At 67.5% G+C, this 23,473-nt stretch carries 29 protein-coding genes, 1 tRNA gene and 1 riboswitch; of the genes, 14 read left to right on the plus strand and 16 right to left on the minus strand.

Features of this window, described 5'->3' with window-relative positions:
• The first annotated feature begins 260 nt into the window (after positions 1-260).
• The gene (locus GRI99_RS15885) at positions 261-1,703 is read left to right on the plus strand and encodes a S41 family peptidase (protein WP_160773044.1); all 1,443 of its coding nucleotides are present in this window, start codon (positions 261-263) and stop codon (positions 1,701-1,703) included.
• An 8-nt stretch (positions 1,704-1,711) separates the two neighbouring features.
• Here GRI99_RS15885 and GRI99_RS15890 read toward each other — a convergent pair whose 3' ends face one another.
• A complete protein-coding gene (locus GRI99_RS15890; RefSeq protein ID WP_160773045.1) occupies positions 1,712-2,161 on the minus strand; it encodes a COG3650 family protein in 450 nt (149 codons plus the stop codon).
• Positions 2,162-2,263: 102 nt separating this feature from the next.
• On the opposite strand from GRI99_RS15890, the gene GRI99_RS15895 reads away from it, so the two are divergent.
• Both GRI99_RS15895 and GRI99_RS15900 read left to right on the plus strand, forming a co-directional pair.
• Positions 2,264-2,689 (plus strand): ion channel, encoded by a 426-nt coding sequence (locus tag GRI99_RS15895; RefSeq protein ID WP_160773046.1) that lies wholly within the window; start codon positions 2,264-2,266, stop codon positions 2,687-2,689.
• A gap of 9 nt (positions 2,690-2,698) precedes the next feature.
• Positions 2,699-3,001: an alkylphosphonate utilization protein gene (locus GRI99_RS15900; protein ID WP_160773047.1), complete on the plus strand. Its 303-nt coding sequence runs from the start codon at positions 2,699-2,701 to the stop codon at positions 2,999-3,001.
• 4 nt (positions 3,002-3,005) lie between these two features.
• On the opposite strand, the gene GRI99_RS15905 is transcribed toward GRI99_RS15900, so the two are convergent.
• The 5 genes from GRI99_RS15905 to GRI99_RS15925 all read right to left on the minus strand — a co-directional run bounded on the left by GRI99_RS15905 (position 3,006) and on the right by GRI99_RS15925 (position 5,662).
• The gene (locus tag GRI99_RS15905) at positions 3,006-3,401 is read right to left on the minus strand and encodes a DUF6491 family protein (RefSeq protein ID WP_160773048.1); all 396 of its coding nucleotides are present in this window, start codon (positions 3,399-3,401) and stop codon (positions 3,006-3,008) included.
• A 93-nt stretch (positions 3,402-3,494) separates the two neighbouring features.
• On the minus strand, positions 3,495-4,097 hold the full coding sequence (locus GRI99_RS15910; protein WP_160773049.1) for a hypothetical protein: 603 nt from the start codon (positions 4,095-4,097) through the stop codon (positions 3,495-3,497).
• A 73-nt stretch (positions 4,098-4,170) separates the two neighbouring features.
• Positions 4,171-4,677 carry a DUF3833 family protein gene (locus GRI99_RS15915; protein WP_160773050.1) on the minus strand — a complete coding sequence of 169 codons (507 nt, stop codon included), beginning with the start codon at positions 4,675-4,677 and terminating at the stop codon, positions 4,171-4,173.
• Positions 4,678-4,687: 10 nt separating this feature from the next.
• Positions 4,688-4,993 (minus strand): hypothetical protein, encoded by a 306-nt coding sequence (locus tag GRI99_RS15920; protein ID WP_160773051.1) that lies wholly within the window; start codon positions 4,991-4,993, stop codon positions 4,688-4,690.
• Between the two features lie 102 nt (positions 4,994-5,095).
• Positions 5,096-5,662 carry a fasciclin domain-containing protein gene (locus tag GRI99_RS15925; protein WP_160773052.1) on the minus strand — a complete coding sequence of 189 codons (567 nt, stop codon included), beginning with the start codon at positions 5,660-5,662 and terminating at the stop codon, positions 5,096-5,098.
• Positions 5,663-5,884: 222 nt separating this feature from the next.
• On the opposite strand from GRI99_RS15925, the gene GRI99_RS15930 reads away from it, so the two are divergent.
• Together GRI99_RS15930 and GRI99_RS18910 are read left to right on the plus strand one after the other, a co-directional pair.
• Entirely contained in the window at positions 5,885-6,322 is a 438-nt protein-coding gene (locus GRI99_RS15930) for a DUF2141 domain-containing protein (protein WP_160773053.1), read from the plus strand.
• A gap of 156 nt (positions 6,323-6,478) precedes the next feature.
• Positions 6,479-6,607 carry a hypothetical protein gene (locus GRI99_RS18910; RefSeq protein WP_272917419.1) on the plus strand — a complete coding sequence of 43 codons (129 nt, stop codon included), beginning with the start codon at positions 6,479-6,481 and terminating at the stop codon, positions 6,605-6,607.
• Positions 6,608-6,648: 41 nt separating this feature from the next.
• Here GRI99_RS18910 and GRI99_RS18560 read toward each other — a convergent pair whose 3' ends face one another.
• The gene (locus tag GRI99_RS18560) at positions 6,649-6,813 is read right to left on the minus strand and encodes a hypothetical protein (RefSeq protein WP_202393137.1); all 165 of its coding nucleotides are present in this window, start codon (positions 6,811-6,813) and stop codon (positions 6,649-6,651) included.
• Complete coding sequence (gene thiC / locus GRI99_RS15935; RefSeq protein ID WP_160773054.1) at positions 6,813-8,672, minus strand: phosphomethylpyrimidine synthase ThiC; 1,860 nt, start codon at positions 8,670-8,672, stop codon at positions 6,813-6,815. Before thiC ends, GRI99_RS18560 begins: the two co-directional genes overlap by 1 nt.
• Before the next feature lie 39 nt (positions 8,673-8,711).
• Positions 8,712-8,820: riboswitch (TPP riboswitch) on the minus strand.
• Between the two features lie 35 nt (positions 8,821-8,855).
• On the opposite strand from thiC, the gene GRI99_RS15940 reads away from it, so the two are divergent.
• Complete coding sequence (locus tag GRI99_RS15940; protein WP_160773055.1) at positions 8,856-9,470, plus strand: SOS response-associated peptidase family protein; 615 nt, start codon at positions 8,856-8,858, stop codon at positions 9,468-9,470.
• A 63-nt stretch (positions 9,471-9,533) separates the two neighbouring features.
• The gene (locus GRI99_RS15945; protein WP_160773056.1) at positions 9,534-9,917 is read left to right on the plus strand and encodes a DUF6152 family protein; all 384 of its coding nucleotides are present in this window, start codon (positions 9,534-9,536) and stop codon (positions 9,915-9,917) included.
• Position 9,918: 1 nt separating this feature from the next.
• Here the strand turns inward: GRI99_RS15945 and GRI99_RS15950 are convergent, their stop codons facing one another.
• Positions 9,919-10,512, minus strand: a complete 594-nt coding sequence (locus GRI99_RS15950) for a DUF2585 family protein (RefSeq protein WP_160773057.1) — start codon at positions 10,510-10,512, stop codon at positions 9,919-9,921.
• A 113-nt stretch (positions 10,513-10,625) separates the two neighbouring features.
• On the opposite strand from GRI99_RS15950, the gene crtY reads away from it, so the two are divergent.
• The 4 genes from crtY to GRI99_RS15970 are packed head-to-tail and all read left to right on the plus strand — an operon-like array spanning position 10,626 to position 14,954.
• Positions 10,626-11,822 carry a lycopene beta-cyclase CrtY gene (gene crtY, locus GRI99_RS15955; RefSeq protein ID WP_160773058.1) on the plus strand — a complete coding sequence of 399 codons (1,197 nt, stop codon included), beginning with the start codon at positions 10,626-10,628 and terminating at the stop codon, positions 11,820-11,822.
• The gene (locus tag GRI99_RS15960; RefSeq protein ID WP_160773059.1) at positions 11,819-13,315 is read left to right on the plus strand and encodes a phytoene desaturase; all 1,497 of its coding nucleotides are present in this window, start codon (positions 11,819-11,821) and stop codon (positions 13,313-13,315) included. Before crtY ends, GRI99_RS15960 begins: the two co-directional genes overlap by 4 nt.
• Before the next feature lie 21 nt (positions 13,316-13,336).
• Complete coding sequence (locus GRI99_RS15965) at positions 13,337-13,918, plus strand: TIGR00730 family Rossman fold protein (RefSeq protein ID WP_160773104.1); 582 nt, start codon at positions 13,337-13,339, stop codon at positions 13,916-13,918.
• 10 nt (positions 13,919-13,928) lie between these two features.
• Positions 13,929-14,954 (plus strand): phytoene/squalene synthase family protein, encoded by a 1,026-nt coding sequence (locus GRI99_RS15970; protein WP_439098444.1) that lies wholly within the window; start codon positions 13,929-13,931, stop codon positions 14,952-14,954.
• Positions 14,955-14,956: 2 nt separating this feature from the next.
• Here the strand turns inward: GRI99_RS15970 and glpD are convergent, their stop codons facing one another.
• Both glpD and GRI99_RS15980 read right to left on the minus strand, forming a co-directional pair.
• Positions 14,957-16,429 (minus strand): glycerol-3-phosphate dehydrogenase, encoded by a 1,473-nt coding sequence (glpD, locus tag GRI99_RS15975; RefSeq protein ID WP_160773060.1) that lies wholly within the window; start codon positions 16,427-16,429, stop codon positions 14,957-14,959.
• A complete protein-coding gene (locus tag GRI99_RS15980; RefSeq protein ID WP_160773061.1) occupies positions 16,426-17,682 on the minus strand; it encodes a multidrug effflux MFS transporter in 1,257 nt (418 codons plus the stop codon). Before GRI99_RS15980 ends, glpD begins: the two co-directional genes overlap by 4 nt.
• 53 nt (positions 17,683-17,735) lie before the next feature.
• On the opposite strand from GRI99_RS15980, the gene dinB reads away from it, so the two are divergent.
• Positions 17,736-18,881: a DNA polymerase IV gene (gene dinB / locus GRI99_RS15985; protein WP_160773062.1), complete on the plus strand. Its 1,146-nt coding sequence runs from the start codon at positions 17,736-17,738 to the stop codon at positions 18,879-18,881.
• Here dinB and GRI99_RS15990 read toward each other — a convergent pair.
• From GRI99_RS15990 to GRI99_RS16010, 5 genes are all read right to left on the minus strand, one after another.
• A complete protein-coding gene (locus GRI99_RS15990; RefSeq protein WP_160773063.1) occupies positions 18,867-19,346 on the minus strand; it encodes an NUDIX hydrolase in 480 nt (159 codons plus the stop codon). The genes dinB and GRI99_RS15990 overlap by 15 nt on opposite strands.
• Positions 19,334-19,957: a 6-phosphogluconolactonase gene (locus GRI99_RS15995; RefSeq protein ID WP_160773064.1), complete on the minus strand. Its 624-nt coding sequence runs from the start codon at positions 19,955-19,957 to the stop codon at positions 19,334-19,336. The genes GRI99_RS15990 and GRI99_RS15995 overlap by 13 nt, the downstream gene beginning before the upstream one ends.
• A 73-nt stretch (positions 19,958-20,030) precedes the next feature.
• Entirely contained in the window at positions 20,031-20,492 is a 462-nt protein-coding gene (locus GRI99_RS16000) for a Dps family protein (protein WP_160773065.1), read from the minus strand.
• A 101-nt stretch (positions 20,493-20,593) separates the two neighbouring features.
• On the minus strand, positions 20,594-21,157 hold the full coding sequence (locus GRI99_RS16005) for a hypothetical protein (protein ID WP_160773066.1): 564 nt from the start codon (positions 21,155-21,157) through the stop codon (positions 20,594-20,596).
• Positions 21,158-21,180: 23 nt separating this feature from the next.
• A tRNA-Gly gene (locus GRI99_RS16010) sits at positions 21,181-21,254 on the minus strand.
• A gap of 257 nt (positions 21,255-21,511) precedes the next feature.
• On the opposite strand from GRI99_RS16010, the gene GRI99_RS16015 reads away from it, so the two are divergent.
• Complete coding sequence (locus GRI99_RS16015; protein WP_160773067.1) at positions 21,512-22,087, plus strand: ANTAR domain-containing response regulator; 576 nt, start codon at positions 21,512-21,514, stop codon at positions 22,085-22,087.
• Between the two features lie 3 nt (positions 22,088-22,090).
• Entirely contained in the window at positions 22,091-23,302 is a 1,212-nt protein-coding gene (locus GRI99_RS16020) for an ABC transporter substrate-binding protein (protein WP_160773068.1), read from the plus strand.
• Positions 23,303-23,473 lie beyond the last annotated feature (171 nt).

The raw sequence follows: 23,473 nt of genomic DNA on the forward strand, positions 1-23,473 counted from the left end.
GCCCCCGTGGGAGCGGCCTTGTGGGGTGCGGCTGTGCCCGTGCCAAAGCGCCTTGGCAAGGGCAGCAGGGCGCAAACAGGGCGTAAATGGGCCCAAACGCACCCGCGCATGTGGATATCGGGGGCAATTCGCCCCCGAACACGGCCCCTGTAACCGCTTGAAAGGCCACGGATCGGCGAATACCGTATCATCCGCAACTGTCGCCCGGCGGGGGTTTCCGCCCGCTCAGCCACGGCAGATTCGGCAGAAAGGCCCGTTTGATGACCGCCCCCCGCACCCCCGCCCGCCTGGCCCTGACGCTGGGCTGTGCCGCCATGCTGGCCGCCTGCGGGGGCAGTTCGGGCGGCGGCGGGCTGCTCGGCGGCACGCCCACCCCGTCCCCCACGCCCACGCCATCGCCCAGCGCCACCACGGCCAGTTGCTCGCTCTCCGCCCGGCAGGACTGGGCGCTGGAACAGCTCAACGAATGGTACCTGTTCCCCGAACTGATGGTCCCCGGCACCAGCAAGACGGCCCATGCCGACCTGCAGAACTACATCGATGCCGTGGTCCAGCCCGCCCGGGACCGCTCGTTCGACCGCTACTTCACCTACGTCACCTCGATCAGGGAGGAGACCGCCTTCTTCCAGAGCGGTTCCAGCGCCGGCTTCGGCTTCCGCCTGGGTTACGACACCTCGGCGCGCCGGGTGTTCGTGATCGAAAGCTTCGAAGGCGCCCCCGCGCTGGCGCAGAACATCGACCGGGGGGCGGAGATCACCGCCATCGGCACCACCGGCAGCAACCTCCAGACGGTCAATGCGCTGATGGCCGGTGGCGGCGCGCAGGCGGTGGTGGATGCGCTGGGGCCGTCCGATCCGGGCGTGACCCGGGTGCTGCGGGTGCGCGACCCATCGGGCGCGGAACGCACGCTGACGTTGGCCAAGACCGACTTCACGCTGGACCCGGTTTCCAGCCGCTATGGCTACAGGATCATCAACGATGGCGGCAGGCAGGTCGGCTATATCAACCTGCGCACCTTCATCGACACCGCCGGGCCGGACCTGCGGGCCGCCTACCAGGCCTTCCGCGACGCGGGCGTTACCGACCTGGTGATCGATTTCCGCTACAACGGCGGCGGCCTGATCGACGTGGCCGAGCTGATGGGTGACCTGATGGGCCGCGACAAGGTGGGCCAGGTATACGATTACATCACCTTCCGGCAGTCCAAGTCCTCCGAGAGCTCGACCTACCTGTTCCGCTCGCAGCCGCAGGCGATCGCCCCCACCAGCATCGCCTTCATCGGCACCGGCGGCACGGCCAGTGCCAGCGAGATGGTGATCAATTCGATGCAGCCCTACCTGCCCAACACCCGCCTGGCGCTGGTGGGTGAGAATACATATGGCAAGCCGGTGGGCCAGATCGCGCTCGACCGGTCGGCCTGCGATGACCGGCTGCGGGTGATCGCCTTCCGGCTGGAGAACGCCAACCGCCAGGGCGACTACTACACGGGTCTCGCCAGCACCGTGCCCAACACCTGCCGCGCCACCGACGACATCAGCCGCCAGCTCGGCGACCCGGCGGAGCGGATGCTGGCCGTGGCGCTCGATTTCGTCAGCGGGCGGGGCTGCAGCCCCTTCTCCGCTACTACGCAGGCTACCGGGCGCGAGATCCTCCAGCCGCGGCGGCCCGATGCCGTGCAGGCCAACCTGCCGGGGAGTTTCTAGGCGACCGGCTATTCGCCGCCGGTGTAGCCCTGCCGGTCGGTCCATCCGCACCCGCTCAGCTGCTGCGCACCCACCTGCACCGTGACGGCATAGGGATAGGTCCGGTCGCTCATCCCGTCAGAACAGGTGGCGGGCGTGACGGCCATGTCGAACTGCTGGCCCTGCAGCGTCCCGGTGAACGAAAGGCCACCGCGCCCGGCAAAGCGGGAGACGGTGATGGTCTCGCCATCGGGGTTCTCCGGAGTGGACCAGCGCAAGGCCGTGCCATTCACCTCGCCGCCCCAGAACGGTTCGGTGCCCACGAAGCTGACCACCTCGTCCGCGGCGATGGCATGGAAGGGCACGCTGTCCCCGCCATCGCCGGGCACCTCGGCAGGGGCGCCGTCTGTCGGGCTGTCGGACGACGTGCAGGAGGCCAGCAGGGCCAGGCTGGCGCACAGGGGGGCGATTATTCTCATGCACCCGCCATAGACCACGATGCCTGCGGACGCTATCCGCGAGCTGGGCCAAACAGACCGGCCAGCAACGGATAAGGCGCAGATGAACGGGTTGCACACACCATGCTGATCCAGCTGGCCATCGCCACTGCCATGGTTCTGGCAACGGTCATCATGCACGGGCTGGGCCTGCTCGGGCTAACACGCGTGCTGCGGGCGGAGCGGAATGAGGAACGCCTTGCCAACCTCTCCCCTTTTTCGCTGCGAGGCCTTGCCGCTACCATCGGCGTGGTGCTGGCGCTGTTTGCCCTGCACGGGACGGAAATCTGGCTTTACGCGCTGGTCTACCTCCAGATCGGGGCGCTGCAGGGGCTGGAAGAAGCAGTCTACTTCTCGACCATCACCTACGGCACGGTGGGTTATGACGACGACGGCTTCCACCCGGCCTGGCAACTTGTCGCGGCTGTCGAGGGCATCAACGGCGTACTGCTGCTGGGCTGGTCGACCGCCTTCTTCATTTCACTCGCCGCGCGCCTGCGCTTGCACTAGGGACCGGACATGAGCGACGAAGACTACGTGTACGACGAGGACAGCGGCGAATGGCTGCCTGCATCCGAACTGGCCGCCCGCCGTGCCGAGGCCGACCGGGTGGAGGTGCGCGACGCGGTGGGCAACCTGCTGGCCGATGGCGATGCCGTTACCCTGATCAAGGATCTGACCGTCAAGGGCGCAGGCCAGACCCTGAAGCAGGGCACGGTGATCCCCTCTATCCGCCTGACAGGCGATGCGCAGGAGATCGACTGCAAGTACCCCGGCATCAAGGGCCTGGTGCTGCGGGCCGAGTTTGTCCGCAAGCGCTGATCGCTCAGCGGGCTGGTTCGATCACCTTGCCCAGCAGCCGCACCGAACACCGCTCCACCCCGCCTCCGGGACGCGGCACCAGCAGCGTTTCGTTGGTGCCGGTGCAAAGGCTGGTCATGGTACGCGGGTCGAACGCCACCCCTTGCGCGAAGTCGAGATCGTTGCAGCTGTTGCCGAAGGCCTCGAACAGCCATCCGTCATTGGGCCCGGTATGCACGATAAGCCGTTCCTCACCGTTGGGGCCGTCGGGGGCGTTGGAGAACCCGTTGACCTGACTGGTGAAGAAGCATTGGCGGGTGGTATCGAAGGCAACCTGGGCTTCGGGTTCGTCGGTCGTGGTGGCCGCACAGCCCCCCAGGGCCAAGGCCGATACGGCAAGGCTGAGATGCAGGCGATTCATGTCACGTACTCCTCTCTATGCCGATGAAATGGACCAGATGCAGCGGCCTATCCTTGTTGCAGGTCAAACCCGGACAGAGGCCGTCCGCGCCCGTCACGCACAGCCTTCCACATATCCCAGCACCGGCATCATGCCCACGTGCATGGCGCTCACCATCCCGTCGCCGTCCAGCTCGAAGCGCACCGCGGCATCGCCGCTGGCCGCGTTGGGGGCGGTGAGGTAGAGCCCGCCATCCACATACTTGTGCGGTTCCTCGGCAAAGCCAGGCAGGTCCGCATCGATGTTGGCGCGGGTGGAGCCGACGCCTAGGCCCTCCACCAGCTTGACCGCCGAGGCTCCGGCCACGGTGATACGCCGCACCGTTCCGCCTTCCACGATGGCATAGACCCCGGGGTAATCGGGCGAGCTGACCACGCGGCACTGGTCGCTGGTCTGCGCCCCGCGCTCGGCCCAGGTGCCGCGCGCCGGCACCGGCTGGCCCAGCTTCAGGGAGCCGAGCCCTTCCAGCGTCAGCGTGTTGAGCGCGGCGGGGGTGGCACCGGCAGGAGCAACCGGCAGCGAGGGATCGGCGGAGGGGGCGGCCGAGGCGCTGGCCTGGTCAGCCGGCACAGTATCGCCGCCCGACGAGCAGGCGGCAACGGTCGTAGTCAGGGCAAGCACGGCGGCAATAGCGGTGGTGATGCGGGGGTTCTTCATGCCCGTTACAACCGCCCACACGGCCTGCCGGTTCCAGCCATCGCGGCAGGGGCACGGTTTGTCGAGGTTGGCCTCAGCGCGCCTCGCGCCGGATCGTTTCCCTCAGCCGCGCCACGGTGATGCCGAAGCGCTTGATGCGCATAACGTTCTGCGCGCTCTGCCCGCCGGGGTTGACGGTGATTTCCTGGTGCACGCCCAGGTGGTTGTCCATCGTGTAGGTCAGGGTCAGCGTATCGCCTGACAGCGTGCCTTCCAGATCGTCCGCCGCATCGCTGATCGTGCCCGTAAAGCGCCCGGGCGAGGTTTCGCGCAGCCGCCACGTGCGGTTACGCACCGGCTGGTCGCCGATCTGCACCTGCTGGTCCAGCACCATGTCGCCGTTTCGCTGGCGGGTGCCGAAGGTGGATACGCGGGTGGTCTTGGTGCTGGCGAAGATCTGGCTCAGCGTGCCCTCGCTGGTGGTGCGCCCGGTGAAGAAGGCGGCCGGATCGAACGCGCGCGTGGCATTCTGGGCGTGCAGGCCGGACGAGGCGGCCAGCACCAGCGGCAGGGCCAGCGCCCGGCGCGAAACTGCAATCATGAAAATCGTGCTACCCTTCCAGCCGGCGCCGGTTCGCCCTTACCGTTCTGCCATAGGTCCGGACCGCCGTTGTTGCCGCAGCCTGCGGGCTGGTCAAGCCGCCCGTGAGCAGCAGCGCGGCCAGTTCCGCGTTGGCAGCGGCCTTTTCCGCCACCATCCGCTGCCCTTCGCGCGCCGCCAGCGGCCCGCCACCGGCCATGCGCGCAGAGCGCAGCCACATCACCGCAGCGGCATCCCACCACAGCGTCCAGCCGTCGAACCAGAGGTTTGACCATGCAGCATAGTCAGGGGCGAGCGAGGGGGTGGGTCTGGCCATGCAGGGGATACGGTTGCCGCGCGCGGCTGTTCCGCCCGCCACAGGAAAAAGGCGAGCCTTGCGGCCCGCCTTTCCCCGTTCGTCAAAACGATGCCTGCCGGATCAGGAGGGCATCAGCACGGTATCGATCACGTGGATCACGCCATTGTCGGCGGCCACGTCGGTCATGGTCACGGTGGAGGTGCCACCGGCGGCATCGGTGAGCTGTACCTTGCCGTCCACCAGCTTGGCATTCAGCGTGCCGCCGTTGACCGTGGTGATGGTGTAGCCGGCATCGCCCGCGCCCTCGATCGCGGCCAGCAGGTCGGACGAGTTCACCTGCCCGGCCACCACGTGATAGGTCAGGATGCCGCCCAGGGTATCGGTATCGGTGGTGGTCAGCGTTTCCACCGTGCCCTCGGGCAGCTTGGCGAAGGCGGCGTTGGCGGGCGCGAAGACCGTGAACGGGCCGGGGCCGCTCAGCGTCTCGGCGAGCCCTGCGGCCTGAACGGCGGCGACCAGGGTGGAGAAGTCCGGGTTGCCCACGGCCACGTCGACCACGGTGTTGCTGGCCACCGGCTCGGCGGTGGGGGTGGCGGCGGCCTGGTCGGCCTCGGCCGGCTCGCTGGAGCAGGCGGTCAGCACCAGGGCGGTGCCAGTCATCAGCGGGAGAAGGAAACGCTTGGTCATGGGTCAATCCTTTTGAAATCGTGTCGCGTAAAGGGATTCCCGTCCCGGACCGGGAACATGGGGATGGGCGCCGGGCGTTGCGACCTGACCGAAAGGGCAGCCTGCCCCAAAGGACAGGGTGCTTGCAGGGTGCCGGTTCAGCCCCCGGCAAGCGGCCAGCCTTGCGTCCGCCACCCGATGCGGCATGACGGGCGCGGAACGTTGGCGAGGAGGGGCAGAACGATGCACAAGGTCCGGATCATGGCGCTGGCGGCGCTGGCCACGCTGACCGCCGCCCCATCGGCGCAGGCCCAGCAGGGGGCCAGCTTCACCGTCGCGGTGAGTGAGCTGCGCTCCACCCAGGGGCAACTGATCGTCTGCCTGTTCGCCACGCGGGATCGCTTCCCCATCTGCCGCCAGGGCGACGGCGTGCCGCGTCATGTGTTCCGCGTGACCGGCCAGACGATGCGCGTGACCGTCCCCCTCCCCCGCCCCGGCAGCTACGCGGTGACCGTGATCCACGACGAGGACATGAACGGCCGCCTGAAGCAGAACTTCATCGGCATGCCGACCGAAGGCGTGGGCGTGACCGGCAACCCGGGCGGAATCCCGCGGTTTGCGGGGAGCGTGGTGGATTTGGCGGCGGGGTCTGTGGTGGGGGTTCGGGTGCGGTATTTGTGAGGGCTGTGGAGTGAGTTCGAGCGGAAACTCATCATATGTGCGGCCATGGAGTTCGCGCCCTTTAAGGGTCAATCCGGCATCACCGATTTCATACCCCCTCCCGCCCCCAACGCGCCTATACCCGCGCCAGGCATCTCGCCTGCAAGGAGCCCGGCCATGGCCAAGGGTCAGAAGAAATCGAACAAGGAAATCCGCAAGCCCAAGGCGGAAAAGCCCAAGGCCACGCCCGGCCTGCCGCCCCGTGAAGGCGCGGTGAAGGGGCTGGAGAACATGCGCAACACTTGAGGGGCGGCGGCTTGAGGGGGTTTGCGGCCCGCCCGCCGGTGTTACCCGGCGGGTTTGGCCTGCTTTGCCTTGTGGGCCGCTATCGCCTCGTCAATTGCGGCGATGCGCTGGCGTTCGGGCGTGTTGCGCGCCAGCCCTTTCAGCCGGCAGGTGGCCCACAGCGTCTTGCGTTCGGACTCGAGCTTCTTGAGGTAGAGGTCCGCCATCAGTCGTGCTCGCGCCCGCCCGCGCCGAGATAGAGCTCGCGGCCCATCTCGTCATACTTGCGGCTCATCTCGGCCATGCCCTTCTCCGCCTCCTCGGCGGCGATGAAGGCGCTGCTTTCCTGGTTCTGCTTCGCCGCAAAGTCCCGCACTTCCTGGGTGATCTTCATGGAGCAGAACTTGGGCCCGCACATGGAGCAGAAGTGCGCCGTCTTCGCGCCTTCGGCGGGCAGCGTCTGGTCATGGTACTGCTCGGCCGTATCGGGATCGAGGCTGAGGTTGAACTGGTCGCGCCAGCGGAATTCGAAGCGGGCGCGGCTGAGCGCGTCATCGCGCACCTTGGCGGCCGGGTGGCCCTTGGCCAGGTCCGCCGCGTGGGCGGCCAGTTTGTAGGTCACCACGCCAACCTTCACGTCATCCCTGTCAGGCAGGCCCAGGTGTTCCTTGGGCGTGACGTAGCAGAGCATGGCCGTGCCGTACCACCCGATCATGGCCGCGCCGATGCCGCTGGTGATGTGGTCGTACCCCGGCGCGATATCGGTGACGAGCGGCCCCAGGGTGTAGAACGGCGCTTCGCCGCAGGCGGCAAGCTGCTTGTCCATGTTCTCCTTGATCTTGTGCATCGGCACGTGGCCGGGGCCTTCGATCATCACCTGCACGTCCTGCTCCCAGGCGCGCTTGGTCAGCTCGCCCAGGGTGTAGAGCTCGGCGAACTGCGCCTCGTCGTTGGCATCGGCGATGGAGCCGGGGCGCAGGCCATCACCCAGCGAATAGGCAATGTCATACGCCTTCATGATCTCGGTGATCTCGTCGAACTTCTCGTAGAGGAAGCTCTCCTTGTGGTGCGCCAGGCACCACTTGGCCATGATCGAGCCGCCGCGCGAAACGATGCCGGTGACGCGCTTGGCGGTCATCGGGATGTACGGCAGGCGCACGCCGGCGTGGATGGTGAAGTAGTCCACGCCCTGTTCGGCCTGTTCGATCAGGGTATCGCGGAACACCTCCCACGTCAGGTCCTCGGCAATGCCGCCCACCTTCTCCAGCGCCTGGTAGATCGGCACGGTGCCGATGGGCACGGGGCTGTTGCGGATGATCCATTCGCGCGTGTCATGGATGTTGCGGCCGGTGCTGAGGTCCATCACGGTATCCGCACCCCAGCGGATCGACCAGACCATCTTGTCCACTTCGCTGGCGACATCGCTGGCGACGGCGGAATTGCCGATGTTGGCGTTGATCTTGACCAGGAAGTTGCGGCCGATCGCCATCGGTTCGCATTCGGGGTGGTTGACGTTGCTGGGAATGATGGCGCGGCCGCGCGCCACTTCGTCGCGCACGAATTCCGGCGTCACGTAATCGGGAATGGCGGCACCGAAATCCTGCCCGTCGCGCACATATTCGCGCAAGCGCTCGCGCCCCAGGTTCTCGCGGGTGGCGACGTATTCCATCTCCGGCGTGATGATGCCCCGGCGGGCATAGTGCATCTGGGAAAGGTTAGCGCCCGCCTTTGCACGCAGCACGCGCTTGTAGACGTTGGGGAAGGCCGGCACGCCGCCGCTGCGATCCGGGCCAAGCTGCCCGTTGTCTTCCGGCTTCACTTCGCGCGCGGCATATTCCTCCACGTCACCGCGTTCGAGCTGCCACTGGCGGCGCAGTTGCGGCAGGCCGGCGGCGATGTCGATGGTGGCGGCGGGATCGGTGTAGGGGCCGGAGGTGTCATAGACGCGCACCGGCGGCTCGCCGCTGCTGGGCTCCAGCTCGATCTCGCGCATGGCCACCTTGCGCGGCCCCACGTGGACCTTGCGGCTGCCGCGGATCGGCCCGGTGGTGACGCCGATTTCGAGGCGGGAGTTGATGTCGGCCATAGTCGCGCTCTCCTTGGAAGGCGGGAGAGGGTGCTGCGGCGCTGGCGACCGGCCCTTCCCTCCGCCCGTGCTAACGGGTTCAGGTTCAACGGGTCGGGCAGAGCTTACCTGCCCCTCTCAGCCACAGCAGGCTCCCCGGGGATGGCTGGACAATAGGCGAGGCGGCCAGCACAGTCCAGCCGAATGCCTGCCTTCTACCGCCTTGATGCCCCCGCCGCCGCGATCGCGCGCGCCTTTGCCGTGCCGGCGGGTGACGATCCATGGCAGGGTGGCGTGGTCGCCCCCGGCCAGTTCGCCCCCGTGATAACGGCAGGGCGCGAGTTCGTGGCCGGAGCGCGGCTGGAACGTCAGCCCCGCCGCCTGGTGCCGCGCCTGTGGGGCGTGCCGCCGCCGCCCTCCGCGCCCGACCAGCGCCGCGCCGTTCTGATCGTGCGCAACGCCGAAAGCCCGTTCTGGATCGGCAACCTCAGGAACAGCGAGTTCCGCTGCCTGGTGCCCGCCACCGGCTTTGCCGAGTGGGGTAGCGGCATCGATACCGAAGGGCGGCGGCTGCGCCACCTGTTCCGGGCAGGCAGCGGGGGACTGCTGGCGATGGCCGGCGTGTGGAAGGATGCCGAAGTCCCGGGTTTTGCTCTGGTCACCTGCCCGGCCAGAGGTGAAGCGCGGGCCATGGGCGTGGAGCGGCTGCCGGTGGTGGTGGCGCCTGCCGATTACGATACCTGGCTGCACGGCGGCTGGGATCGTGCGGGGGCGCTGCTCGCGCCGGCTCCCGAAGGAACGCTGCGGCTGCTCGATTGAGGGCGCGGCTCCGGCGTGGTATGCTGCGCGGTAGAGGGGGTCCCGACCTTGAGGAGAAGGACCATGCATTTACGCCTGATCGTGGCCGCCGCCACGCTGGTTGCCGTTCCGCTGACCGCCGCCGCCCACCACGGCTGGGGCTGGACGCAGGACCGCGAGAGCCGCCTTGCCGGCACGATCCAGTCAATCAGCTTCGGCAATCCGCACATGCATCTGCAACTGCGTGACGGCGATGGTGCGATCTGGGAGGTGGACCTGTCGCCCCCCATCGTCGGCCGCGCATCGGGCTTTGCGGCCGAGCATGCGCGCGCAGGTGACCGCGCAATCGTGACCGGTCACCGCGCCCGTGACATGGCCGTGCGCGGCTTCAAGGGCGAGACGATCACCGTGCGCGGGCGGACGTTTGACGTCTACCCGCAGCGTGAAAAGACGCTCTCGGCAGACTGATCTATCCGGCCTGCCAGGTTGCCACGGCTTCGAGGGGATAAAGCAGCATCAGCACGTTCAGCGTCAGGTTGTCGCGGATTACCGCCAGGGCAAGCAGTTCCAGGAACAGGCCCAGCGCCACGCTGGCCCACCAGGGCAGGCGCAGGGCCAATAGGAAGCCGGCCACCATCCAGCCGATGTCAGCGGCGGAATTGACGATGGAATCGCCCGAATAGCCCCAGCTTATCGTCACCTCGCGATAGCGGTTGATGATCAGCGGCGAATTCTCGGCAATCTCCCACGCGGCTTCCACGAAGACCGCGATCGGCAAGGCCCACCGCGCGGGCCGGCCACCGAACAGGTGCCACTTGCGCCACAGCAGAAAGGCCGCGCCTGCCATCAGCAGGCCATGGGTGAAATGGCTGGGGGCATACCAGTCGGTGATATGCTGGCTGTTCTCGGCAGACTGGACCACGCCGTGCCACAGCTTGATGGTGCCGCAGGCGCACATCGGCGGACGATCCATGAGGAACAGGGTCGCCACGGCGAGGACGAACAGCGCCAGCGTAGCCAGCCAGGCGCGGCTGCCGGGCCATAAGGTTGCTGCGCTTTTCATTCGATCTCCCCCGGTCCTGCCTGCAGCTTGTTCCGCCTCGCCCGCCGGATGGCAAGCCACTACCGCCCTAGTCCCGTCATTGCGCTGCCCATCCAATCGGCTAAGGCCTGCGCATGACCGGGCGCGACTGTGATATTGCCATTGCGGGCGGCGGGCTGGCCGGCGGGCTGATCGCGCTGGCGCTGGCACGGCACCGGCCGGACATGACGTTCCGCCTGGTGGAAGCCGGGCTGGAGCTGGGCGGCAACCACCGCTGGTCGTGGTTTGCCAGCGATCTTAAGGCCCCCGCGCAGGACCTTTTGCAACCGGTTCACACCAACCGTTGGCCGGCGGGCAACCAGGTGATCTTCCCGGGCCATCGCCGCCAGCTCGGCACGCCCTATTGCTCGATCGGATCGGCCGACTTTGCCGCCGCGCTGCACCGCGATCTGCCGCAGGGCACCATCATGACCGGGCGCACCGTGGCCGCGATCGACGCGCGCGGGCTGACCCTGGCCGATGGCGAGCGGATTGGCGCGCGCACGGTGATCGATGCCCGCGGCTTCGTGCCATCGCCCCACGTCCACGGGGGCTGGCAGGTGTTCATGGGCCGCCACCTGCGCGTGGGCCAGCCGCACGGGCTGGAGCGGCCAATCATCATGGACGCCAGCGTGGAGCAGCTTGGCGGCTACCGCTTCGTCTATGTCCTGCCGCTGGGCGTGGACGAGCTCTTCGTCGAAGACACCTATTACCAGGACACGCCCGCGCTGGATCGCGGGGCGCTGGCCGCGCGGATCGATGCCTATTGCGCCGCGCAGGGCTGGACGGGGGAGACGCTGGGCGAGGAAACCGGCGTGCTGCCGGTGATCACTGGCGGCAATCACCAGCGCTATTTCGACCAGGTGGCCACTCCAGGCGTGGCGCTGGCGGGCGCGCGCGGGCTGTTTACCCATCCGCTGACCAGCTACACCCTGCCCTTCGCCACCCAGGTGGCCCTGGCCGTGGCTGAAAAGGCTGACCTGCCGGGTGAGCAGATGGCGGCTCACCTGGCCGACCTGTCGCGCCGCCACTGGGCTGCAACCGGCTTCTACCGCCTGCTGGGCACCATGCTGTTCGGCGCTGCGGAACCCCACCGGCGCGTGGCCATTTTCGAACGGTTCTACCGCCTGCCCGAACCGTTGGTGGAGCGCTTTTACACCGGCCGATCCACCCTGGCGGACAAGGCCTGCGTGCTGGTGGGCAAGCCGCCCGTCCCCGTCACCCGCGCGATCCGCGCGCTGGCCTCGACCCGTCCTCCCCTGCTCCCGCAAACCGAAAGCCTCAACCCATGACCGCCATCAAGCCTGCCACTGCCTGCGTGATCGGAGCCGGCTTCGGCGGCATGGCGCTGGCCATCCGCCTGCAGAGCGCCGGGATCGCCACCACGGTGATCGAGGCGCGCGACAAGCCGGGCGGGCGCGGGTATTTCTGGCAGAAGGACGGCTTCACCTTCGATGCCGGCCCCACCGTGGTGACCGATCCCGACTGCCTGAAGGAGCTGTGGGCGCTGAGCGGCCATGACATGGCCGAGGACGTGGAACTGATGCCGGTGATGCCGTTCTACCGGCTGAACTGGCCCGACGGGACCAACTTCGACTATTCGAACGACGAGGCGAACCTGCGGCGCGAGATCGAGAAGCTCGATCCGGCGGACGTGGCCGGTTACGATGCCTTCCTGCGCTATTCTGCGGGCGTGTACGAGGAAGGCTACGTCAAGCTGGGCCACGTACCCTTCCTTGACTTCAAGTCCATGCTGAAGGCGGCCCCGGCGCTGGCGAAGTACCAGGCCTGGCGCAGCGTCTATTCGATCGTCAGCAAGTTCATCCGCAACGAGAAGCTGCGCGAGGCCTTGAGCTTCCACACCCTGCTGGTGGGCGGCAATCCGATGAACACCAGCTCCATCTATGCCCTGATCCACAAGCTGGAGAAGGACGGTGGCGTATGGTGGACGCGCGGGGGCACCAACCGCCTGATTGCCGGCATGGTCCGCCTTTTCGAGAGGCTGGGCGGCCAGATGCGGCTGGGTGACGGGGTGGCCCGGATCGAGACCAGCGGCAACCGGGTAACCGGCGTTACTACCAAGTCCGGTTGGTCCGCCCAGTTCGATGCCGTGGCCAGCAACGGCGATATCATGCACACCTATCGCGACCTGCTGGGCGATAATGCGCGCGGGGCCAGCCAGGCCCGCAGCCTGAAGCGCAAGCGCTTCTCGCCCAGCCTGTTCGTGGTCCACTTCGGCATCGAGGGCACCTGGCCCGGCATCCCGCACCACATGATCCTGTTCGGCCCGCGCTACAAAGGCCTGCTGGACGACATCTACAGCAACGGCGTGCTGCCGGCCGATTTCTCGATCTACCTGCACCACCCCACGGTGACCGATCCGGCCATGGCGCCGGAGGGGAAGAGCACGTTTTATGCCCTCGTCCCCGTGGCCCACATGGGCAAGCTGGCGGTGGATTGGGACGTGGTCGGCCCGCAACTGGAAAAGCGCATTTTGGACGAGGTCGGCCGCCGCCTGATCCCCGACATCCACGACCGCATCGTGACCAGCTTCCACTATACCCCCAAGGACTTCAGCCACGACCTGTCGGCCCACCTGGGAAGCGCCTTCAGCCTTGAGCCGGTGCTGTGGCAGAGCGCCTGGTTCCGCGGCCACAACCGCGATGACGTGCTGAAGAACCTCTACCTGGTGGGCGCGGGCACGCACCCAGGTGCGGGGATCCCGGGCGTAGTGGGTTCGGCAAAGGCCACGGCGGGGCTTATGGTGAAGGACCTGATCGGCTAACGACCGGCCATGACCGACACGATCAAGCGCCTCGCCGTCTATTGCGGGTCCGCCACCCCGGCCGATCCGCGCTACATCGACTTTGCCCGCGAAGTGGGCCGGACTTTGGCCGAGCGGGGCATCGGCGTGGTCTATGGTGGCGGCAAGCTGGGCCTGATGGGGGCGGTGGCCTATGGAGCGCTGGATGCCGGCGGCGAGGTGATTGGGGTGATCCCCGAGGCGCTGGAAGGCATGGAAGTGGCCAACCATGATTGCACCCGGTTGCACGTGGTCCCCGGGATGCATGAAAGGAAGCGCGCCTTCACCGACCTGTCCGATGGCTTCATCACGCTGCCTGGCGGGGTGGGCACGATGGACGAGCTGTGGGAGGCCGTAAGTTGGTCGCAGCTTGGCTATCACACCAAGCCGGTGGGTCTGCTCAACGCCTTCGGGTTTTATGACGGGCTGCTGACCTTCAACCGCCACATGGCCGAAGTGGGCTTTGTCCGCCCGCAGCATCGCGGGATCATCATCGACGATGCCACGCTGGACGGGCTGCTGGACAAGATGGCCGCCTTCCGCCCCGTGACCAGCATCGTGCAGATAAAGGCATCGGATCTGTGAGGGGCGATCTTTGAGGCGCACCCGCACCTACACCCCCTCCGCCGTACTGCGCGAAACGCCGCGCGTGGCGGGTGGCGGGCATCCGCGCCAGCAACTGGTAGCAGCGGCAGCGGAAAGCATCGCCAAGGGCAGCAAAAGCTTCGCCCGCGCCAGCCAGTTGTTCGACCGGCAGACGCGCGAGCGCGCGCAACTCCTATATGCCTGGTGCCGCCGGTGCGATGACATTGCCGACGGGCAGGACCACGGCGGGGAACTGCACCACGATGGCAGCGACGCGAAGGACCGGGTGGAGGCGATGCGGGTGCTCACCCACCGCGCCATCGACGGCCAGCCCACGGCGGACCTGGCGTTCGACGCGCTGGGCCAGGTCGCGTCCGAATGTGGGCTGACCCACGAAATGGCCGATGACGTGATCGACGGCTTTGCCCTGGATGCCGACGAATGGCGCCCGCGCACCGAGGGCGACCTGATGCGCTACTGCTTCCACGTGGCCGGGGCCGTGGGGGTGATGATGGCCCGCGTGATGGGCGTGCCTGCCGATGACGAGGAAACGCTGGACCGCGCCTGCGACCTGGGCCTGGCCTTCCAGCTCGGCAACATTGCCCGCGACGTGAGCGAGGATGACGCGGGCGGGCGCTGTTACCTGCCGGTAGAATGGCTGGTGGAAATGGACATTCCCCCCGGCCAGCACATGAAGCCTGCCTATCGCCAGGAACTGGTGGTGCTGGTGCGCCGCCTGGTGGACCTGGCGCAGGAGCACGAGGCCGCCGCCCGGCTGGGTGCAGCGCGCCTGCCATTCCGCAGCCGCTGGGCGGTGCTGGCTGCCGCCAACATCTATGGCGCGATCGGGCGCGAGGTGCGCGCCAAAGGCGGCGCTGCCTGGGATCACAGGGTCTATACCAGCAAAGCGGCCAAGCTGCGCTTCGTGGCGCAGGCTTTCTGGCAAGCGCTGGCCAACCAGCCAGCCCCGGCCAAAATGCCGAAATGGACGCGCGCTGGGCTGGAGGCGATGGCCGACGCCGCGCCACCTGACTGAGGTCACCCGCCCATGAAGTCCTTCAGCGCGGCCTGCTCTCCGGCATCCATATGCAGGCCCAGCTTGGTCCGCCGCCACAGCACGTCCTCGGCACTTACCGCCCATTCCTGCTGCTGCAGGTAACGCACCTCCGCCTCGCTCAGCCCGCAGCCGAAATCGCGCCCCAGGTCAGCCCAGCCTTTCGCCTCGCCCAGCCAGGTGATCGCATCCAGGCCATAGGAGCGCGCCAGCCGTGTGGCATCGTGGCTGGCGAGGAACGGATACTCGCGCAACAGTTCGGCCACCAGCAGGCCCAGCGCGTCACGCGGGAAATCTCCGCCGGGCAGGTGTTCGCACGCCGTCCAGTGCGCCCCCTTCAGCACCGGCAGGCGCGCGGCCAGCAGGTCCACCGCTTCCTCCGCCATGTGGCGATAGCTGGTGATCTTGCCGCCATAGATGCCCAGCATCGGCGCGCCTTCCTCGGGCGCGCTCAGCACCAGGCGATAGCCGCGCGTGGCGGCCTCCGGCCTGTCCTTCCCGAAATCGACCAGCGGGCGCACCCCGGCGAAGGACCAGACGATATCCTTCTGGGTGATGTTCTTCACGAAATAGCGGTTCACCGCATCGCACAGGTAGCGCAGTTCCTCCGCATCGGGCTCTACCTGGTCCAGCGGGCCCTTGTGGTCGGCGTCGGTGGTGCCGATCAGGGTGAAGCGGTCCTCGTAAGGAATGGCGAAGCAGATCCGCGTATCGGGCTGCTGGAAGATGTAGGCATAATCGTGGTCGAACAGCTTCGGCACCACGATGTGCGATCCGCGGACGCGGCGCACGGCATACTTGGGCGCGGTGCCCGCCAGGCGCGCCACATCGTCCACCGCCGGCCCTGCCGCGTTCACCAGCGCGCGGGCGGTGAACGCCTCCCCGCCGGCGGTAACGCGCCACAATTCGCCAGCGCGGGCGATCGCGCTCACCGGGCAGCGGGTGCGCACCACGGCCCCGCGCCGCGCGGCATCGAGCGCGTTCAGCACCACCAGCCGGGCATCGTCCACCCAGGCATCGGAATAGACGAAGCCGCCGGTGATCTCGGCATAGAGCCCCGCGCCCGCCGGATGCCTGTCCAGCGAGATCGCCTCGCTGCCGGGCAGGGTGCCCTTGCCGCCGATATGGTCATAGAGGAACAGCCCGGCGCGCAGCTTCCAGTGGGCGCGCATGGCCTTGTTGACCGGCAGCACGAAGCGCATCGGGCGCACGATGTGCGGGGCGATTTCCCACAGCACCTCGCGCTCGGTCAACGCCTCGCGCACCAAGCCGAACTCGCCGTATTCCAGATAGCGCAGGCCGCCGTGGACCAGCTTGGTGCTCTTGCTGCTGGTGCCGCTGGCCAGGTCGCCCGCTTCCAGCAGCAGCACGCTGGCGCCGCGACCGGCGGCATCGCGCGCCACGCCCGCACCGTTGACCCCGCCGCCGATGACGATGAGGTCAAAAGTGTCGCTCATGGAATAATGCGCTCCGTCGGCGGTTTCACATTCAGGCGGCGGAACAGCCGCCCCTTCTCGCTGTAAAGCACGAAACACAGCGCCAAGGTAGAACTGATCAGCAGCGCCCAGGCAAAGGGCCGTGCGGTCCCGTCATAGGACTGGCCGATCACCAGCCCCACCATGGCCGCGCCGAACATGCGGAAGAAGGCCTGCACGCTACTCGCCGCGCCGGCGATGTGGGCAAAGGGCTGCATGGCGATGGAACCGAAGTTGGCCCCCAGGAAGCCCAGCAGCCCCAGGTTGCAGGCCATCAGCGGCACGAACCAGCGGATATCGCCCGGGTGATAGTAGCTGGCCCACACCTGCAGGGCGGACACGGTGATGAACACCATCACGCCGGTGTGGCTGACGCGGCGCGCGCCGAACTTCATCACGATGCGCGAATTGGTGATGTTGGCCACCGCCATCATCGCCGCCGTGGCGCCGAACAGCATGGGGAACAGGTGGTCATCCACCCCGAAATGTTCGGTATAGAGCTGCTGGGCGATGTTCACGTAACCGAACACCCCGGCCATCACCAGCAGGGTGCCCAGAACGTAGCCGATCGACTGGCGATTGACCAAAGCGGCATGCATGTTGCGGGCGATCACCGGCAAGTTGATCTCCTGCCGGTTGGCCTCGGTCAGCGTCTCTGGCAGGCGATAGTAGACCCACACGGCCGCCAGCGCGCCGATGGCGGCCTGGGTCACAAAGATCCACCGCCAGCCGGCCACCAGCAGCACCGCCTGCCCCAGGCTGGGGGCGATTACCGGCACGGTGATGAACACGGCGGCGATCACGCTCATCAGCCGGGCCATGCGGTCGCCTTCGTAAAGGTCGCGCACGATGGCCATCGGGGCCACCATCAGGCCCGCCGCCAGCACCCCGCCGACGCCGCGCGCCAGCAGCACCATGTCGAAATCGTGCAGCAGCGAGACCACCAGCGCGAAGCCGACATAGCACCCCAGCGCCAGCAGCAGGATCGGCCGCCGGCCATAGCGGTCGGCATAGGCGCCGGGCACCAGGCAGCCGATGCCCATGGCAATGGAATAGACCGCGATCACCAGTTGCCGGCGGTTGCCGTCCAGCACGCCAAGCTCGCGCGCCATCTCGTCCATGCCGGGCAGCACGGCATCGATGGCAAGGCCGTTCAGGCTCATCAACAGGGCCAGCAGCACGATCAACTCGCGCATGCCCATGCCGATCGGCTTGGCGGTTCGTGAAGAATCCATTGCGGCCCCATAGATCATGGTGCGCTGCGGTGAAAGTGGCCTAAGATAAGGAGATGGCAGGTTCCGCTGGCGAGACGGATGACGAGGACGAGGCCCCCACCGGCCTGCGGAAAATCATCCATGTCGATATGGATGCCTTCTTCGCCAGCGTGGAACAGCGCGACTATCCGGATCTGCGCGGCAAGCCGGTGGCCGTAGGCGGTGCGGGCGGGCGCGGGGTGGTGGCCGCCGCCAGTTACGAGGCGAGGACATTCGGCGTGCGGAGCGCCATGCCATCGGTCACCGCCGCGCGGCTGTGCCCGAACCTCGTTTTCGTGAAACCCCGGTTCGATGCCTACAGGGAAGTCTCGCAGCAGATCCGCGCGATCTTTCACCGCCACACCCCGCACGTCGAGCCGCTAAGCCTGGACGAAGCCTATCTGGACGTGACGCATGACCTGCAAGGCATCGGCAGCGCCACCCGCATCGCGCAAGGCATCCGCGCGGCGATCCAGGCCGAGACCGGCCTCACCGCCAGCGCCGGCGTGTCCTACAACAAGTTCCTGGCCAAGCTGGCGAGCGACCAGAACAAGCCCGACGGGCTGTGCGTGATCCGCCCTGGCGAAGGGGCGCAGTTCGTGGCCGGCCTGCCGGTCCGCCGGTTCCATGGCGTGGGTCCGCGCGGGGCGGAGAAGATGGCGCGCCTCGGCATCGAGACGGGTGCGGACCTGGCGGCAAAGGACATCGCCTTCCTGCGCCAGCACTTCGGCAGCTTCGCGGAATACCTCTACCGCGCGGCGCGGGGGATCGACCTGCGGCCGGTAAAAGCCAACCGCGTGGCCAAGTCCATCGGCGGGGAACGCACCTTCAACGCCGACCAGTCCGATGCCGAGGAACTGCGCGATACGCTGGAGCGCATCATTGCCATCGTCTGGGACCGGGTACTGGCCGCGCAGGCCAAGGGCCTGACCGGCGGGCGCACCGTGGTGCTGAAGCTGAAGTATACCGATTTCCAGATCGCCACCCGCTCGCGCAGCCAGACGCAGCCGGTGACCGACCGGCAGACCTTCGCCCGGCTGGCGCGCGAGCTGCTGGAAGCCGAGCTGCCACTGGCCCAGCCGATCCGCCTGATGGGGCTGACGCTGGCCAACCTGGCCAACGCAGCCGGCAAGGGCCCGCCGGAGCCGCCCCGCGACGAGGCGCAGCTAAGCCTGCTCTAGGAACCGGGCGAGCAGTTCCAGCCGGGGGGCAACGGTTTGCGAGCAGCGGTCCGGCAGGGCATCCACCGCGAAGAAGCGTGCCTCCACGATCTCGCGCATGTCCGGGCGTGGGTTCCCGTCGATCAGGCCGGTGAACACATAGGCCACGTTGTTGCCGCCGTGATAGTCTTCACCCAGCTTGCCCAGGTGAACCGGGTCGCGCACCGTGCAGCGCAGCTCTTCGGCAAATTCGCGGATAGCGCCGGCAAGCGGGTCTTCCGTCCGGCCCAGCCCGCCGCCGGGAAAGGCCCACAGGCCACTGCCATAGGAATGGCGCACCAGCAGCACTCGCCCTTCCCCGTCGCGCGCCACCATCGAGCAGCCGCGGATCGTCGCGCCCGACCAGCGCAGCCACGCCGAGCGCAGCCGGTGCGCCACGCGGTAGGCCTGCCGGTGCAGCGGTGCCGGCAGGATCAGGTGAAGCATGTCACCGGGCAGGTGGCGGCGCGCAACAGGCGGGCCACCGGCAGGTCATGCCCGCCCGCCACGGCAGCGGCGAACAGCGCTGCCTTCTCTTCCCCGCGCGCCACGAACAGGATCTCGTCGGTATCGACCAGCGCGGGAATCGTCAGGCTCAACCGGTCAAATGGGGCTTCGGGCGGCAGGGGGTCCGGCGTCAGCCGCAGCACGGCGCGCGGGGCATCGGCCTGCGGATCTGTGTTGGGAAACAGGCTGGCGATGTGGCCATCCGTGCCCATGCCCAGCCAGCTTAGGGCAAAGCGCGGAGGCACGGCCCCTTCCGCCAATGCCACCACCCGCGCACCCAGCGGCTCCAGCGCGGCGCGGATGCGGCCGACGTTGCTGGCGGGGTGCTCTTCGGGCACCACCCGGTCATCACCCGGCCAGATATCGATCCGCGACCAGTCAAGCGCCTTGCCAGCCATCGCGGCGAGAATGGGGAACGGGGTGGAGCCGCCCGGCAGGGTCACGGCCAGCCGGCCGGGCGCGGCAGCCAGGGCCGCCTGCAGGCGCGCGGCCAGCCACTCGGCAATGGCGGCATTGTCGGCATGGTCGATGATAGTCGGTGCGCTTGTCATGCCCCACGCCCTAGAGCAAAGGCCGCACCGATGCGAGCATCGGCGCCGGCCTCCACCACGTTATCGAAGCAAATCAGGCGAGCAGGTTGCTGAGGAACCACACGCGCTGCTCGGCCATGTCGGTCCAGTCGTCGATCAGCCCGTCGGTGGCGTTGTCCCCCGCCTTGTCGGCCACGTCTTTCAGGGCCTTCAGCGATTCCACCAGCGCGGCATTCTCGTCGCGCAGTTCGGTGATCATCTGCTTGGGGGACAGGTCGCCCCTGTCCTGGTCCTTGATGCTGGCAGCGGCCGCGATGGTACCCAGCGAGGTGAGCGTGGCAGCCCCGTTCTTGCGCACGCGCTCGGCAATCACGTCCACCTGGCCAAAGATGGCGGTCGCCTGTTCGTCGAACAGCAGGTGCAGGTCGCGAAAGTCCGGGCCGGTCACGTGCCAGTGGAAGTTCTTGGTCTTGAAATACAGCGCCACGTGGTCGGCCAGCAGGCCGTTGAGCCCCGTGACCAGTTCCGCTTTCGAGTTGTCGCCCTTGGCAGCCATGAGTGAAAGTCCCTTTTCGGTTGAGTGGTGATCCCATCATAACACCGAGGGCGCTTATCGGTTTCCCGCATAAACAGGTGAAGTATGATCGATTCTGACGATCAGCCGAGAAGTCCGCGGGCATCCAGGCCAAGCACCACGGCAAATCCCAGCAGAAGCGCGGCAATAACCAGGCGCACCAGCCGTAGCCGTTGCCACGCAGGCCAGGCCGCGCCTGCCAGTGCCGCCAGGGTGAGCGCTGCGCCACTCGCCAGCGCACCTCCGGCAGCCGCTGCCAGCGGAACCTTGGTGGCCAGCGCCAGCGCCAGCACGATCAGCCGCGCTCCGTCGGTGATCTGCGCCGCCAGCAGCACCACCAGCATGGCCCCGGCAGACCGCGTCGGCTCGGCCGGGGCACGCGGCGCGCGGCGCAGGGCCAGCTCCAGCGCTGCAAGGGCCAGGGCGAAGGCCACCAGCATCTGCCGCGCCGCGCCGGGCAGCAACGGCGCCATCAGGCCGGCGGCAACCACGGCCAGCGCGCTGGCTGCCAGCGCACTGATCCAGATCGCCGCCAGCAATCCCGCCCCTGCCCCCAGCTTCGCCGACAAATGCGCCACGCGCACACTGTCGCGCCCGGGCAGTTCCACGGCCAGGCAGGCCAGCAGGGTCAGGAAGAAACCGGTCATCGGGAGGGGCTTAGCGGAAGGGCTGGAGCGGGTGAAGGGAATCGAACCCTCGTATTCAGCTTGGGAAGCTGCTGCTCTACCATTGAGCTACACCCGCATCTCATTGAGAGATGTGCGAAAACCAACTGGTCCCGGTGTGCGGTTTACAGTTCGGCTAACACCGCATCCGACAGTGCGCTGGCCCATTGCCACGATTGCGCGTGACTGGTCAACACCGGTTCGGCGGATGCCCGACAGCTTTCCGACCGGAGGGGCCATCGGCTTGCGTGCCACGCTGCCCCACGCGGCCGGAAAGTTCCCGCCCTGGTCGCTCCCCGCTTGAGCAATCCATTGTGCAGTGCAATACGAACGTACATGAAGATCGCCATCATCGATGAAAACCGCGCCCGCGCCTCGATCATCGAGGAAGGGCTGGCGGGCTTTGATGGCGAGATCCACGTGATTGCCGGGCGCGAAGGCCTGCTGGCCAGGATCGAGCAGATCGCGCCCGACATCGTGCTGATGGACCTGGGCAACCCCTCGCGTGACGTGCTGGAGGAATATTTCATGGTCAGCCGCGTGCTGGCCCGGCCCATCGCCATGTTCGTGGACGAGAGCGATGACGATGCCATCGCCGCGTCTATCGATGCGGGCGTATCGGCCTATGTGGTGGACGGGCTGGCTGCGGGCCGCATCCGCCCGCTGCTGGATCTTGCGGTCAAGCGGTTCAACGCCTTCGCCCGCCTGCAGGCCGACCTGGCCGAAGCCAAGGGCAAGCTGGCCGAGCGCGAGACGATCGACCGGGCCAAGCGCATCCTGATGGACAGCAAGCGCATTTCCGAGCCCGAAGCCTATGCCGAACTGCGCAAGAAGGCGATGAGCTCCAGCCGCCGGATCATCGACATCGCCGAAGCGGTCGTCACCGCGCACGACCTGATGGGAGGAAACTGAACCGTGGCCACGCGAGACCTCACCATCGGCTTCCTGCCCCTGGTCGATGCCTGCCTGCCGATCCTGGCGCACGAGCATGGCTTTGCCGAGGAAGAAGGGCTGCACCTGTCGTTCCTGCGCGATGTCAGCTGGGCGACCGTGCTGGACCGGCTGCTCTACGGCCATTCGGACGCGGCGCACATGCTGGCCCCGCTGGCCATTGCCACCACGCTGGGCGTGGGCCGACCGGCCCGGTCGCTGGTGGCGCCCTTCGTGCTGGGCCTGAACGGCAACGGCATCACCCTGCGCAAGGACCTTGCGGCGCGGGTCTGCCAGCCGGGCGCGTTTGGCGAACCGCAGGCTGTGGGCGCGGCCTTGCGGGTCGAGGTGGAGGCGGCGCTGGCGGCGGGCAAACGCCTGCGGCTGGGGGTGGTGCACCGCTATTCCAGCCACAACTACAAACTGCGCTACTGGCTGGCAGCCTGCGGTATCCGGCCCGACGAGCAGGTGGAGATCGTGACCGTGGCCCCGCCGTTCGTGGCCGATGCCATGGCCGGTGGCGAGATCGATGGTGCCTGCGTGGGCGAGCCGTGGAACAGCCTGTGCGTGGAGCGGGACGTGGGCACCATCGTGATGGCCACGGCGCAGATCTGGCGGCGCGGGGTGGAGAAGGTGCTGGCCATGCGCGAGGACCGGCTCGACGAGCGGCGTGAGGACGTGGAGGCGCTGATCCGCGCCATGCGCCGTGCCGGGCGGCACTTCGTCGACCCCGCCAACTGGGAAGCCAATGCCGCGATTCTCGCGCGCCCCGAATATGTCGGCGGGCCGGAAAGCCTGATCCTGCGCGCCATTTCCGACCGGCCGGTGCTGGTGCATGGCGGCGAGCCGGTGCCATTCCCCGATTTCATGTTCCAGTACAGCGAGGCGGCGAACTTCCCGTGGAACAGCCAGGCGGCCTGGCTTTATTCGCAGATGGTGCGCTGGGACCAGCTCCCCTATTCGGACGAAGCGGCGCACCGGGCAGCAGCGGTGTTCCGGCCCGATGTATACCGCAGTGCACTAAAATCGACCGGGGACGACCTTCCGGCAGCCAATTCAAAAGTTGAAGGCAGCGTTACCCAGCTTACCCAGGTAGGCGCGCAGCAGGGTTCTATCACACTGTCGGAAAACCGATTTTTTGACGGTCGCACGTTCGACCCCGACGATATCCGGGGCTATCTGGCCCAGCACGGCTGACCAGCAATTTACGCTGCACTGCAAAAAGACCCTTGCGCTGCCGCCGCCGAATCGCTTATCCCATCGGTGAACGGAGCATGGCTGCCCAGGGTTGGTCAGACGCAGAAGGCTCCGATCATTCGAAACATTGCGTGGCAACGTCGCCGCCCGATCTGATCCTTCCGGGGTCAA

Source organism: Alteraurantiacibacter buctensis (assembly GCF_009827655.1).
GTDB classification, from domain to species: domain Bacteria; phylum Pseudomonadota; class Alphaproteobacteria; order Sphingomonadales; family Sphingomonadaceae; genus Alteraurantiacibacter; species Alteraurantiacibacter buctensis.